Below are 14,899 nucleotides of genomic sequence, written 5' to 3'. Positions count from 1 at the left end.
AATGATACATCTCTCTTTATTTTATTCCTTCCTGTAATTTCTCTAGGACTATACTCTACAAATTTAGCACACAACGCAATTAGACACAAATTTTAAAATTTAATAGTATTTTTATGTTGTTTCAAATTACGTAACGTATGATTATATCGTACTATTCTTATCAATGATAACTAGATTGTATAATATAATGAAGGACTGGAACATTGTTTTTCTTTGTTCCAGTCCTATTCTTGATGATATTAATCTCTAAAACGATTAGCTAAACTTAAGATATTAATAATAATATTCAATAAGTTCACAAATAAATTAAAGCCCATTTCACTTGGTGCAAATTGTCCTCGTTTCAATCTGTTAAAGTCATACAATGTATACAGCAAGAATAAACCAACTGCTACAACATTGATAACAGTATAAAAAATCGGGTTTTGCACAAAGAAACCAATTAAAGTGGCCACAATTAACGCGATTAATACTACAAATAGATATTTGCCGATACTTGATGCATTCTGCACGAAAAAGTATCCAATGACACCAAACGCAATAAAGGCACCTACTGCAAGTGCTACGTTTTTATAAAATAACTCTGGACCTAAATTCTGCATGTATGTCGTAAATGCAGCATAAGCTAATAACCCAATTGCTACAGCATATATATTAGATATTAAAAAGCCGAATTTACGTGATCGATTCACAAATAACGAAATCAAAATTAATACCGTCAAACCGATAGAGAGTGGTCTTCTCCAAGCATCAGGCAGATACTGGCCAAAATATGTACCAATACCAAAAATAAGCCAAAAGTACATAAAGTAAAGCCAAACCTTCGCATAAGCACTCGATTTAGAGGTAGTATGTGTTGCGTTTACCAAGTTGTTCAACTCCTTCATTGAAACTATTTGTTAATTATTATTTCATAGAGTGTATTCTGATTTCCACTTTCTGATTTAGCAACTATAAATCTTCAAAGCGCTTTAGTGTATTGTCATTTTTCATTACAAACATTACATTAGTATTATCAAAATCCAAATTTTCCTTCAATAAACCCTATATTGTCTAGTGTTTTCTGAATTTTAGACAATTCAGGTTTTATTAAAAATTATTACAAGCACGTAACAACCGACAAATCTCCGCATATTTTTGATAAGATGTGGAAGTATAGAAATAATGATTGATATTCGTATTACATAGCAAATATAAAACGAATGTATAATTACTGAACCAAACTTATTAGAGGAGGAATCTCATTTGAAAAAGTTAGCAGTTACATTTTCAGTTGCAACAGGTGCAGCCTTAGCGCTTACTCAACAAGATGCTGATGCATCGACACAGCATACAGTACAAGCTGGTGAATCACTTTGGTCTATTGCACAAGAATACGGCACTTCTATCGAAAGCATTAAACAAGATAACAATTTATCAAATAATATGGTGTTCCCTGGCCAAGTCATTACAGTAAATGGCAGCAGTCAAAGTTCAAATACAGGGGCGACTGTTAACATTTCTGGTGGCACACATACAGTGCAAGCTGGTGAATCATTAAATATCATCGCAAATCAATATGGTACATCTGCTGAGGCAATCATGTCAGCTAACGGCTTGAATGGTTATTTAATTCACCCTGGCCAACAATTAAAAATTTCTGGCGCAGCTGGTGGTTCAGGCGGTACACCTACAGCTACACCTGCAACGAACCAATCACCGACATTTAATCATGCTAACTTATATGACTGGGGACAATGTACTTGGCATGTATTCAATCGTCGTGCTGAAACAGGCCAACCAATCAGTACATACTGGTGGAACGCAGATCATTGGGCAAACAATGCACAAGCTGACGGTTACACAGTAAACAACACACCTGCAGCTGGTTCAATTATGCAGAACTATGAAGGACCAATCGGTCATGTTGCATATGTAGAACAAGTGAATGGTGATGGCAGCATTTTAATTTCTGAAATGAACTACAATACACCTCCAGGCATTGTCGACTACCGTACAATTCCTGCTTCAATGGCTTCTAGCTATAACTACATTCATTAATAATCTAAAAAGGCGATGACGCATCGTCTTTTTATTTTGGCTTAAATTTGGAAACCAATAGATGATGTAACATGCTAATCAAACTGAGCGCCTCAATAGCTTTTATATAGTTCTAAGCCCGATTTACCGCAAAAAAGCGGATCATTTTCAAAATCAGAAAATGATCCGCTTTCTATTTAATGTTCTCTATGTTTATGTCTCAATGATTGAGAATGATTATAAGAAAATATTCATAATCCAGTAAATCATTGCTGCGACGAATGCTGAAATTGGTAATGTAATTACCCAAGTTACAATCATACGTTGAGCTGTATTCCATTTCACTCCTTTGATGCGGTTAGATGCCCCTACACCAAGGATAGATGAAGATACAACGTGTGTTGTTGATAATGGGAAATGTAATGAAGATGCGACGAAAATTGTTAATGCTGAAGATAAATCTGCAGCAGCCCCGTTAGCTGGGCGAATCTTCATAATGTTACCGCCGACAGTTTTGATGATTTTCCAACCACCTACTGCTGTACCTAGACCCATAGCGGCAGCACAGGCTACTTTAACCCATAATTGCGGTTCAACATTGTTACCATCTTGTAAGTTCGCAACAATTAAAGCTAGTGTAATGATACCCATTGATTTTTGCGCATCGTTTGTACCATGTGAGAATGATTGTAATGATGCTGTGAAAATCTGGAATATTCTAAAGTTGCGGTTAGCTTTTGTTAAATTCGCATTTTTAAATACGACTTTAACAATACTATACATAATGAAACCTACACAAAAGGCAATCAATGGCGATACAATCAACACAATAATAATTTTAGTGAAGCCTTGGAAATGCAACACTGAAAATGAACCTTGAGATGCAACCGCTGCACCTGCAATCGAACCGATTAAGGCATGTGATGAAGAACTTGGAATACCGAAGTACCATGTTAACAAGTTCCAGAATATCGCTGCGAAAATAGCCGCTAATACCACGACTAATCCATTTTGCAATTTAAATGGATCCACAATGTCTTTTGTAATTGTCCCTGCTACACCTGTAAATGTTAATGCACCGATAAAGTTCATAATCGCTGCTAAAAAGATTGCGCGTTTTGGTGTCAGTGCTCTTGTCGACACTGCAGTAGCTACCGCATTCGCTGTATCGTGGAAACCATTAATAAAGTCGAACACCAATGAAAAAATAACGATAGCTACAGTGATAATTATAATATAATCCATTTTATATTACTCCTTAGCTATTTTTCATGATAATTGTTTCGAAATTATTTGCGACTGCTTGGCATTTATCTGCAATGTTTTCTAAGCTTTCATATATGTCTTTAATTTTAATCAATGTGATTGGGTCTGTTTCACTATTGAAGATATGTTTAATTGATTGTCTTAAAATACCGTCACAATTTGTTTCAAACTCTTTAATATTAATTGAATGAATACGCATGTGAGAAAGTTTCTTTTCTACTAATAAGCCGATAGCTAATTTCATTTCAGCTACTGCTTTTTGAATATTATCTACAAATTCAGCCATGTATTCATCTGAATACTCGATTGAATACATTTCGAACATTGCTGATGTTTCTTCCATTGCGTCTAAAACATCATCAATAGCGTTACATAAAGATAAAATATCCTCACGCTCGATTGGGGTAATGAACGTTTGGTTCAAGTCTGAGATTACTTGGTGCATTAATTCGTCACCGTGTGACTCATACGTTTTGATATTATCAGAATAAGCTTTTAAATCTAGGTGTGTGTTAAAGTCCATTTTCCCGAACTCAATTGCTGCGCGATCTAAATTGAATACCATTTCCTCCAATTTAACCATGAACTTATCCTTTTTCTTGTTAAACATTGAAAATCCTCCATTTTCAGCGATTGCTTCCCAATCACATTTCATAAATTTGAACTCAAAAGTATATAATTGTAAAAAGTAATCGTGTGATACTTTTGAAACTAATATGTATACCATCTTCACACTAGCTTCAAATAAATTTTACCTTCCTAAAAAGAAAATAGCACAAAATTTACAACACTACAATTCTATTTACAAAATCTTAACAATTGAACATAATTGTAATGTCCGATTACTTCGCTAAGTTTTCAAAATTTCCACAATCCTAAGCGAAAAGTAAATACTTCCTCTCTAAAAATTTTACCTAACTTCACCATTCTTACACATTCCAATCCAAAAAAATACTCCGAAAACTCATTATTTCAAGTTTTCGAAGTAAGTTTACTATTCTATACTATATTGACTGTTTTATAGTACGTTTTGTGTGTATATAAGCAATAATCGCAAATGATGCATAAATTAATGTATAAACTCCCATTACGATAAAGACTGGAGAATGATCATCAGATCCCATCAAATTCAAGAATGCCCATGATGCAAAGTATGCATGTGCCAAACCTACTATCAATGGCAAACCAAAGTTGAACATGATTTTAAGTTTTAAACCGTGACGCATGTCATTTTGTGTATAACCTAGCTTTCTCAATATTTTAAAGTTACCGATTTCATCTGTTGTTTCATCCATTTGTTTAATGTAGATAATACAACCTGCCGCAATTAAGAAAGCAATACCTAAGAATGATGATATGAATAAGAACATACCATTATTTTCTCTATTATCCTTAGCTATTTCTTCTTTTGTCTCATAAACTGGATCAACTTCATCCAATGCTTTCGAAGCTTCTTTCATTTGAGATTTATCTGTAATAGTAAAGCCATATTGCGTAGAAAGGTCATCTTTATCTATTTCCCCTTTCTCTTTCAATAAACGATAGTCTTCATCATTGACGATTACCAACACACCGCCACGTAACGTAAGCAAGCTGAAACGTGTATCAAGTTCAGTGTCTTGTACTTTCACACGGAAGAGTTGTTGTCCTTGTTTATCTTGAAATGCTACATAAGAATCATTAGTAATCGGTTTTAAGAGCATACCTGTTCCAAAAGGGTGCGAAAGTTTTGCGGTATGATCAGAGAGCCCTGCATTGTCGACATATTTTTCACTTGTGACGCGAATACCTATCTCGTAGCCGACATTTTTCTTAAATAAATTATTCTTCTGAGACTGTACCATCAACAACTCTTTATAATTTAAGTCATAATCGATATGATGTTTTTTTAATGCTTTTTCATATAAATCCACATCATGTTTCGATTGTAATGTCACATCATATGGCGAAAACATATTGAGTTGCACTTTTTCCATCTTCATTTGTATGGCACTAAAACAAAGGACAGTTACTGTAATCGCAGAAATGACCGCAATAATAGTTAATGATAAGGCATTCTTTTTCATACGATGCATAATAGATGACGTGAAAATGACATCATTAATTGAAACTTGGCCTTTTTTTCTTTTCTTCAACGTCTTGAATAATAAAGATACCGTACTTCTAAAGAATAAATAAGCACCGACAATTGTCAGGAATAAAATTAAAAACGGAATAGCCATATTCGCTAAAAGCTTTGTATCAACCGCCATAACATATCCTGAAATAATCATCGCAAGCCCTACAATACCACTGATTGCTTCAAGTACTGTAATTTTATTTGATTTCACATCAGCCGTACGACGAGTTTGCATTAATCCTAAAATGGAACGTCGTTTGATAAAGATTGCGTTTTGAACAATAACTAAGATGTACGCAATTACTAACATCAATGCCGTTGCGCCTACTGCTTTTAAGCTGAAATGCAGATGTACCGTTTCATTCATTTGCATTAATTTCGTCACAATCAATAATAAAATTCTAGACCCTACTAAGCCGACAACTATGCCGACAAGACCTGTGACAACAAATATCGCAAATTGCTCTAACATCGACATACGAACTACATTTACTTTCGTTAATCCGATTAATTGATAGAGTCCAAGTTCTTTATCTCTTTGTTTAATGAAGAGCTGATTCACATACATTAAAAAGATTATAATGATAATGAACAGTACAACACTACCTAAACTCGCGCCTTTTTGAATTAATTTCGAAGATTCACTATTATTGATTGTTTCTGTATATTTTAATGTCACAAAGCTAAAGTACAAGGAAATACTCATTATGAGAGAAAAAAGATATAAACCATAATGTCTGATGTTTTGTCTTAAGTTCTTTAATACAATATGTCTAAACGTCATAAGACACACCGCCCAAGACGCTTTGTGCTTGAATGATTTCCTTATAGAACGCTTGTTTAGAACGTTCACCTTGGTATAGCTCAGAATGTATTTGACCATCTTTCAACATGATGACACGGTTTGAATAACTGGCTGCTGCCGGATCATGTGTCACCATTAAAATAGTCGTATCAAAGCGTTCATTCATATTTTTCAAACGTCTTAATAAATCTTGTGCACTTTTAGAATCTAACGCCCCTGTTGGTTCATCTGCGAAGATAATTGCTGGACGTGTGATAAATGCACGGGCTGCAGAAACTCTTTGTTTCTGACCACCTGAAACTTCAGATGGATATTTATTTGCTAAATCTCTGATACCTAATGTTTCTGTCACTTCATCAAATCGTGCATCCACTTCTTTTTTGGATAACTTTTGAATAGATAACGGCAACATAATATTTTCCTTAACTGTCAACGTGTCTAATAAATTATAATCTTGGAAAATAAAGCCGATTTCTTTTTTACGCACTTCTGACAGTGCTTTGTTACTTAATTTCTGCAATTGATGTCCGTTAAGTTCCACTGAACCTTGTGTTATATAATCAATGGAGCTTAACATATTCAATAATGTCGTTTTACCAGAACCAGACGGTCCCATAATTGAAATGAATTCACCTTTTTCAACTTTAAACGAGATGCCTTTCAGCACTTCATGCGCCACATGCTTATTTCCAAATACTTTTGTTAAATTGGATACTGTTAGAATTTCCATTTTTTGCGCTCCTTTTTTCTTAACTCTTGTATTTATAGTGTACGCATAAGTGATTTTATGGTCGTTGATTTGATATTACAAAACGCATGTTTAAAGTGACGATTTTGTCACTTCAGACATACGTTCTAACATTTCGTTCTGTTTAGGGAAGATAAAAGAGACTGTTGTCCCTTCTTCTGCAATAGAATCAACCGATACTTGTATATGTAATGGCTGTTTGATTTGATCCACTAAATATAAACCTAAACCTGAAGAAGTTGTCTCGTGGCGGTATTGTGTTGACGTAAAACCACGTTCAAATATACGCGGCATATCTTGAGAAGCAATTCCGCGTCCTGTATCTTTGATTTCAAGCACAATATGTCCTTCGACTTCTTTAGTGATGATTTGTATCTCTGTACCCGCTTGACTGTATTTCACCGCATTTGAAAGGACTTGGCGAATCATCATCTTGCACCATTTCATATCTGTAAAGACATTATCTTCTTCATTAAAATCTATATCGAACCCAATACCGCGCTGTCTACAAATATTACGTGTTAACTGAATTTCTTCAATCACCATACGTTTTAATGAAACGCCTTCAAAATATAAATCTTGGTGCTTTTGGCTTAATCGTGATAAATACAATTGTTGGTCTAACATTTCATTCATGCGTGACCATTCAAACAATAAAGCTTGTCGACGAGTCATATCTTCTTCTTGATCAATGATTAATTTCAATGCGGTTAAAGGTGTTTTAATTTCATGCACAAATTCCGTAAGGCTTTGTTCATTTTCTTTTAATTGCACAGATTGCCTAGATACAATTTGTTTTTGTCTTTGAATCATCAGATATAAATATTGTAAGACTTCTTCTTCCATCGGAGTATTGGCCGCTTCTTTATGCTTCAACTCCTCAACCTCTTTCATTTCAGACAATTTTTTGTTGAACGAAGTTTCATAGTTGTAAGAAAAAATGAGGAACACCAATGTGAAGATAACATTACATAAAATGACATAAAGCATAGATTCAACAGATAAATTTTGATCTAGTACAGCTAAAATCACTAAAAATATTTGAAAGCCAACAATCAACGCCAACCAATTCAAACGAGAGACTAAGTAATTTGAGATACGTTTAAATATTGTCATGTGCTAAATATCCTTTGCCGACCCGTGTTTCAATCGCATTAGTTAATCCAAAGTCTGCTAACTTTTTACGTAGTCGATTGATATTAACCGTCAACGTATTATCACTCACAAACGCTTCATCATCCCATAACGCCGTAATGATCTCATCACGACTGACAATTTGATTACGATGTTTTAATAAAATCTCTAGAATAAGCATTTCAGTTTTAGAAAGATGTGCGGTTTCATTTCCTCTCTCTAATACGCCTTTACCAAGGTCCACTTGGACATCGCCCCATGACAACATACGTTGCTCCTCTAGATTGAATTGATATACACGGCGATATATGGCTTTAAGCTTCGCGATTAAGACATTAGTATAGAAAGGCTTCTGCATAAAATCATCTGCCCCTAGTTCCATACTCATAACTTGATCCATTGGATTATCTCTCGCTGATAAAAATAAGATAGGTACATTCGATTGATTACGTATTTCACGACACCAATAAAACCCGTCATATTTCGGCAACTCTACATCCATGATAATAATTTCTGGTTGTTCCTGTTCAAATGCTTCCATAACTTGATTAAAATCATCAATACCAGACACTTGCAAATCCCAATGTTCTAGTTCTTTTTTTAATTGTTCAAATAAGGACTTGTCATCTTCTACCAATAAAATTTTCATGTTATCACCTATTGTTTTTATTTCGAAATTATTTCAAAACTGTTTCATTTACATTTCACAACTTTTATTTTACACTTATCTTTGTGCGATTCTCTAACAATCATTGCGTTCTATCATTTTAAAGTAAAATGAAACTAAAAACGATGCAGACAATCGTCATTTACGCTATACTCAGTGTAATACTACCTTATATTATGGAGGGTGTCTATGGAACATACGATTAGAGAAATAAGTATCAATGATGCAGATGCATATATTGCTTTATTAAAAGATATCTATGATGAATCTAGCTATATGCTGTATAGCCCTGGCGAATATGTGCCATCTCTTTCAAGCGCATTACAACAGCTTGAACATTTTATCACTTCTCCATCGAATACTATTTATCTTGCAGAAATCGACGGTAAGTTGATTGGTTTTGCGATTGTCACATCTCGCGAATATGAACGTACACGCCACGAAACACGCGTGCGTCTTGGCATTCGCGCACAATACCGCAGCAAAGGTGTTGGGCAATCATTATTAAATGCAGTGGATGCATGGGCATACAATCACGATATTCGTCGTTTAGAAGCATTAGTTGTCCCTCAAAATGAGCATGCTGTAGATTTATTCAAATCAGCAGGCTATCAAATTGAAGGCGAAATGCGCGATAAACTCAAAATAGATAATAAATACTATAGTGAATACGTTATGGCTAAACTATTGCACTAATATTTCTCCTGATATGTCACAAACATATCAGGTTTTTTATTACTTTCATTTTCTATTTTACATATAACCCACTTATTATCTTATAACAAAAAGAAGTATCTACAAAGCCAATTACTTTGTGATACTTCTTTTAAAATATGATCTGTTGTTAACATACTAATCCTTATAAGGATTTAATTGAATCGGTTCAAATTGCTCATCTGGATTTTTAATCGTTGTTGAGCTTGTATTTCTACTTAAGAAACGTTGTACAGAGACTAGATTTTCTTTTGATTCTGGTAAGTTTAAATGGAATTGATACTGATGTCTTAAATGGTGTGACCCATCAAAAAAGAATGTATCGACTGATGTACCGTCTTCTTCTAAGACCCGTGCAAATTCTTGATTTTGACTGAAGAATAGATCTGCATCCCCAACAGATAAAAAAGTCGGTGGATAATCTTTTGTGACATGTTCCACTGTCGACATTTCAGATAAATCTCTGAATTCACTTTCCCACTCTTCTGTACCAGTATAACTTCTCATAAAGAGTTGAATACGTGGGAACTCTGTTTCTCTGACTGTATTCATGTTATAGAAACCACCGAAAAAGATAGCTGCACGAATATTTTTCGGTTTGAAACGTTGTTTAAAGTGCATATCTTTTCTTAACTGTTCATCTGTTTGAATCGCAGTAAATTGACTGGATAACTGTGCACCTGCTGAGTCGCCGCCGAACACCACTTGCGTAAAATCAATCGGCAATTCATGCGGATTCTTTTTAATGAATTTTACAGCTTGATCCATTTGAATTAAAGGGGTCGGATATTTGTACTGTGGCGCTAAAGCATAGTTAATATTCACTACAATATAGCCTTGTTCTGCAATTTTTGCCAACAATGGATTTTTATATTGTTTATCACCCGCAATAAAGCCGCCGCCATGCATCCAAAAAATCACTGGTAATTTCACATCTTTATCTAATTCTGCTGGTGTGATGATATCAAGCTGACTCTTCGGGAATGCTTTACTATATGTAATATTATTAAAGACCTTTACATTATTATTGTTAATCGCGACTTTAGGTTTCATATTTTGTTTATGTTGATAGTCCATATAAAGTTTTATACCAACACCGACAGCGATGCCTAATAACACGAAGATAATCGCACCGATTGCCAGCCATTTTTTTCTTCGACTGTTCATTTGATTACCAAGTCCTCTCTTTATTCTATCGGCAAGATAATTTCCAATTTGTATTTATTGTACTTTATATTTAAAGTCATCTCAAAGGGTGAAATCAAGAAAAATAGCGCAGCAAAATCAGCTGCGCTATACCTATTGTTTTCATCATTACTGCTTACAAGCAGTAAGTTGACCTTCATTATTCATAAGTTTTCTGCTATATCTAGTAAATGTCACACATTGGGCAATTTATGCGATATGTTGTTCATTCTCTTTTTTACGTTTGAAATATTTCACTAACACGCCAATAACAATCGCAAGTCCGATAACACCCATTGTTGGGTATAAGAAGTTGATCAGACTTGAGAAACCTACGAAACTTAATCCGTAAGCGACAAGCATCATAATCACGATTAAAATGTGATATTTTTTGCTATAAGGTGTTGTGAATCTTGCTGCGAATGAATAAAGCAGACCCAAAATTGTGTTGTACATTACGGCTAACATCACAATTGACAATACAATTGTTACGATTGGGTGAATACCATTCGCTAATGTCAATGTTGGAATAGCCGCTTCTTTGATTGCTGGGAATTCAGTTTGCAATGCAAATGTAATCAATGCTAACAGAATCGTATAAATGATACCGCCGAACATTGCACCGGCACCTGATACTCTTCTACGACTTGCGTCACCGCCGATAGCGACGATTGTACTAAATCCTACCGCAAACGCTAAACCGCCGTAAACTGTTCCCATGATAATGCCCCAAAGCGGACTTGTCTTAGGCATTTCTGCATTAATTTGATTAAATGGCACTTGACCTTTAAATAGGTAAACACCTGCAATCACAATCACTAAGATGATTAAGAAAGGTGTTACCACACCAAGTGCGCGGACAATCTTATTGAAGTCCATAAGTAATGTAATATAAATAGCAATTACCATAATCAGTGAACCTAACCATGTAGGGATGCCATAACTTTCATGGAATGCAGAACCTGCCCCTGCAATCATTGTGACAGAAATTCCGAATAAGAAGAAGACCAGTATATAGTCGACGATCCGTCCAACGTATTTTCCAAATAAATATGCCAAAGTTGATTCGTGGTTTTCAGCATCGAAAGCTGTCCCTATCTTTGCGACCTGTCTTCCGATGAATCCTAAGATAATACCTGAAATTAAAACACCGATATAAGCCCATAGACCATATTCAGTGAAGAATTGCATAACTTCTTGGCCTGTTGAAAAACCTGCGCCGACGACTACACCGACATAGGCAAAGCCAATTTTTACTGTTTCTTTATTAAACGTCATAATAACGTTGAATACCTCCTCGTGTAATTAAAAACAATGCTTGCCAACGTTAATACTTACTATCCATAGCTTATGTTTCTGTCTTTTTCTGAAAAAGGCCATTACTTATTCCATGAAAAGTATATAGTAACAATAAAACACTCAATTGCGCAATAGCCGTTAAGTGTAATTACCCAAACACAACAATAAATTACCCTCAATTTGATAGAATTACTCATTAAACTTTGTAAACATACCCATTAGTAAAACTTATGGATAAATATCACTTTTGTGCAAAACAAAAAGGATACCTCATGTGAGATACCCTTTAATTCATTTTAAATTCATTATTTTGCATCACGATTTTGGTTCAGTTCATCAATGCTGACCACCACGTTATCCATTCGTTTCGCTGTCTGTTTAAGGATATTACGGGCTACGTTATTATTAGGATCTAATTTCAAGATCTGTTTAGAAATATCGAAAGCTTTTTTATCAGAAATAACAGGTTCAGGAATTGCATGGAGCAACAACATTTGTAGTAAACTCTTCACTTCTTTGCCCTCAGTGAGTTTTATGGAAGCTTCTGCATGATAGTAAGCAGAATCCAATGCACCTTCTAAGTCACTTAATGGATAAACAAGGAGTAAGAATGCTAAATCATGCATTTCAGCTGTTTCTCCATCTTTGATCATATCTAAGATACACGTATAAAACATAACACTTTCTGCTTCATGCGCACTTGAAATGTAATGTTCTTCAAATTCCATAAAATCTGATTCGGACATTAATCGTTTCACAGATTCAAATTCGCCGTTTAAGACATGTCGCTTGATTAAATCTTTCATGCCAATGTCCTCCTATTGTTGAACAGATTTTATCTACAATTAGTATTAGTTTACCATATTTTTTTGGATTTCACATCAATTACTATAACGTATAACAATATTTCATTACGTTAAATTACAATGAACGTGTACGATACATTAAATACAAGAAATAAGGTGCACCGATTAACGCAACGACAATACCAGCTGGAATACCTGATGGTTGTAAAATCACTTGACCAACTGTATCCGAGAATACTAGTAAGAACGAGCCAATAACTATTGCTAAAGGCATAAAGAGTTGATGTCTTGGTCCCACAATCGTTTTCGCAATATGCGGTCCCATTAAACCAATAAAACTGATAGCACCGCTCACCGCTACAGCTGCTGATGATAAAGCAACAGCAGCCAGTAAAATAATCATACGATCTCGTCTGACATTTACACCTAAGCCTTGTGCTAATAAGTCATTGGTATTCAAGATATTTAATGTATTTGCTTTCATAAACAAGAACGGTATGATGACAATCAACCATGGTAATAATGCGATGACAAACGGCCATTCATCACCCCATATATTACCCGCAAGCCATGTTGCCATAAACTCTGCTTGGTCTTTATCAAATTTAGACATCAATGTCAGCGAACCGCCAGAGAGTGCGGCAGATAAACCGACACCGACTAAGACCATACTAGCTGGAGTCATACCGCGTTCTTTAGAATAACTGAAGTAGAAAATAATTAATGCAGTTAAAATACCGCCAGTTATACTCAGTATTGGCAAAACATAGATAAAGCTATCTGCACTCACTTGTCCGATGACAATAAAGAGTGCGATAAAGAAGCCGCTTCCTGCATTAATACCTAAAATACCAGGTTCAGCTAGTGGATTATTGGTTACACTCTGCATCATCGCACCGCTTAAACTTAATGCAGCACCTGCCAGAATCGTTACTAACATTCTCGGCAGTCTAAAATCTAGTAGAATCAAACTGTCCGTATAGTCACCTAAACCAAATAAAGTTTTAAAGAACGTGCCGACAGACATTTGATATTCGCCTGAAGTGATACTCCAAACACAGGCCGCAAACAAAAGGACACTAGTTATTAATAAAGCCAGCCACTGACGTCTTCGTAATTTATCTTCTATCATATTGAGCGACCTCCTTTTCTAATTAAATAGATAAAGTAAGGCACGCCAATAAAGGAAACAATCGCACCGACTGGAGCATCTCCTAACATACGTGCGACGGTATCTGCTAAAAGAACTAAAAATGCGCCTAAAACAGCAGTTAACGGAATCACTTTCGCATAATCCGTACCAATTAAAAAGCGTACAATATGTGGCACGATTAAACCGACAAAGGCAATTTGTCCGACCATTGCTACAGCAACACCTGCTAACAGCATCGTTAGTATTAAGCTGATTGTACGAATGACGCGCACATTTTGGCCTAAGCCTTTAGCTAAGCTTTCTCCTAAGTTTAAAATTGTTAATTGTCGACTTAGTAAGATTAACAAAACGATCGTCACTAAAATAACAGGGGTACTCCATTTCAATTGAACCCAAGTTGTGCCAGAAACACCGCCCATGCTCCAAAAATTGATGTCTTGATTCAATTTAAAAGTTAATGCAATGCCTTGGCTTAAAGCCGTCAAGAATGCACTGACAGCAGCACCTGCTAAAATAATACGGATAGGATTGAACCCATCAGTTCTAGAACGGCCCATCATCAATACGATTGTACCGCCTAATATTGAACCGATAAATCCTGCAAGCATCAATAAACTAAAAGAAGCTTGCGGTACAAAGGCATATGTTAAAGCGAGCATAAAACTGGCACCAGCATTCAAGCCGATTAAGCTTGGGTCTGCCAAACCATTTTTAGTCACACCTTGAACAACTGCCCCAGCCACCGCAAGCGCCATACCTACAAGTATTGCACCTAAGTCTCTAGGTATTCTAATTTCACTGATAATGTTGTGCTGTTCATTCATAGGGTTATAATGGAAAACCGCTTCATAAATCGTCCCAAGACGAATGGGCGCATCTCCATATAAAATGGAGAGCACCAACATTGTCCCTAACATCACACATGATAAAAGTAATAACAATATAAATCTGGGATACTTCTCTTTATCACTCATTTACCGTGCC

Annotated in this window: 14 protein-coding genes; 2 read left to right on the top strand and 12 right to left on the bottom strand. The window is 35.4% G+C overall.

The window, feature by feature from the left end:
- Positions 1-239 precede the first annotated feature (239 nt).
- A complete protein-coding gene (locus CD112_RS05060; protein WP_051035999.1) occupies positions 240-887 on the bottom strand; it encodes a Bax inhibitor-1/YccA family protein in 648 nt (215 codons plus the stop codon).
- A gap of 358 nt (positions 888-1,245) precedes the next feature.
- Between CD112_RS05060 and CD112_RS05055 the strand changes: the two genes are divergently transcribed.
- Positions 1,246-2,040, top strand: coding sequence for a CHAP domain-containing protein (locus CD112_RS05055; protein ID WP_061054879.1), 795 nt, complete (start codon positions 1,246-1,248; stop codon positions 2,038-2,040).
- 216 nt (positions 2,041-2,256) lie between these two features.
- Here the strand turns inward: CD112_RS05055 and CD112_RS05050 are convergent, their stop codons facing one another.
- The 6 genes from CD112_RS05050 to CD112_RS05025 all read right to left on the bottom strand — a co-directional run bounded on the left by CD112_RS05050 (position 2,257) and on the right by CD112_RS05025 (position 8,740).
- Positions 2,257-3,264: an inorganic phosphate transporter gene (locus CD112_RS05050; RefSeq protein ID WP_002481442.1), complete on the bottom strand. Its 1,008-nt coding sequence runs from the start codon at positions 3,262-3,264 to the stop codon at positions 2,257-2,259.
- Between the two features lie 13 nt (positions 3,265-3,277).
- Positions 3,278-3,895: a DUF47 domain-containing protein gene (locus tag CD112_RS05045; protein WP_002481441.1), complete on the bottom strand. Its 618-nt coding sequence runs from the start codon at positions 3,893-3,895 to the stop codon at positions 3,278-3,280.
- A 394-nt stretch (positions 3,896-4,289) separates the two neighbouring features.
- Positions 4,290-6,188 (bottom strand): FtsX-like permease family protein, encoded by a 1,899-nt coding sequence (locus CD112_RS05040; RefSeq protein ID WP_103363952.1) that lies wholly within the window; start codon positions 6,186-6,188, stop codon positions 4,290-4,292.
- On the bottom strand, positions 6,178-6,939 hold the full coding sequence (locus tag CD112_RS05035) for an ABC transporter ATP-binding protein (protein WP_002481439.1): 762 nt from the start codon (positions 6,937-6,939) through the stop codon (positions 6,178-6,180). The genes CD112_RS05040 and CD112_RS05035 overlap by 11 nt, the downstream gene beginning before the upstream one ends.
- 90 nt (positions 6,940-7,029) lie before the next feature.
- Complete coding sequence (locus CD112_RS05030; protein WP_002481438.1) at positions 7,030-8,073, bottom strand: sensor histidine kinase; 1,044 nt, start codon at positions 8,071-8,073, stop codon at positions 7,030-7,032.
- Positions 8,060-8,740, bottom strand: coding sequence for a response regulator transcription factor (locus CD112_RS05025; protein WP_002481437.1), 681 nt, complete (start codon positions 8,738-8,740; stop codon positions 8,060-8,062). Before CD112_RS05025 ends, CD112_RS05030 begins: the two co-directional genes overlap by 14 nt.
- A 207-nt stretch (positions 8,741-8,947) precedes the next feature.
- Between CD112_RS05025 and CD112_RS05020 the strand changes: the two genes are divergently transcribed.
- Entirely contained in the window at positions 8,948-9,454 is a 507-nt protein-coding gene (locus tag CD112_RS05020; protein ID WP_002481436.1) for a GNAT family N-acetyltransferase, read from the top strand.
- A gap of 156 nt (positions 9,455-9,610) precedes the next feature.
- Here CD112_RS05020 and CD112_RS05015 read toward each other — a convergent pair whose 3' ends face one another.
- The 5 genes from CD112_RS05015 to CD112_RS04995 all read right to left on the bottom strand — a co-directional run bounded on the left by CD112_RS05015 (position 9,611) and on the right by CD112_RS04995 (position 14,889).
- The gene (locus tag CD112_RS05015; RefSeq protein WP_103363951.1) at positions 9,611-10,639 is read right to left on the bottom strand and encodes an alpha/beta hydrolase; all 1,029 of its coding nucleotides are present in this window, start codon (positions 10,637-10,639) and stop codon (positions 9,611-9,613) included.
- 228 nt (positions 10,640-10,867) lie between these two features.
- A complete protein-coding gene (locus CD112_RS05010; RefSeq protein WP_023015440.1) occupies positions 10,868-11,935 on the bottom strand; it encodes a YkvI family membrane protein in 1,068 nt (355 codons plus the stop codon).
- Between the two features lie 326 nt (positions 11,936-12,261).
- Positions 12,262-12,762 carry a hypothetical protein gene (locus tag CD112_RS05005; RefSeq protein ID WP_002481433.1) on the bottom strand — a complete coding sequence of 167 codons (501 nt, stop codon included), beginning with the start codon at positions 12,760-12,762 and terminating at the stop codon, positions 12,262-12,264.
- Positions 12,763-12,877: 115 nt separating this feature from the next.
- The gene (locus CD112_RS05000; protein ID WP_061054880.1) at positions 12,878-13,894 is read right to left on the bottom strand and encodes a FecCD family ABC transporter permease; all 1,017 of its coding nucleotides are present in this window, start codon (positions 13,892-13,894) and stop codon (positions 12,878-12,880) included.
- Positions 13,891-14,889: a FecCD family ABC transporter permease gene (locus tag CD112_RS04995; RefSeq protein WP_061054881.1), complete on the bottom strand. Its 999-nt coding sequence runs from the start codon at positions 14,887-14,889 to the stop codon at positions 13,891-13,893. The genes CD112_RS05000 and CD112_RS04995 overlap by 4 nt, the downstream gene beginning before the upstream one ends.
- Positions 14,890-14,899 lie beyond the last annotated feature (10 nt).

Origin of the sequence: Staphylococcus simulans (assembly GCF_002902285.1) — a bacterium.
In the GTDB taxonomy this organism is placed as follows: Bacteria; Bacillota; Bacilli; order Staphylococcales; family Staphylococcaceae; genus Staphylococcus; species Staphylococcus simulans.
Note: the sequence above shows the minus strand (reverse complement) of the source record. Positions and strands in the feature narration are given on the sequence as shown.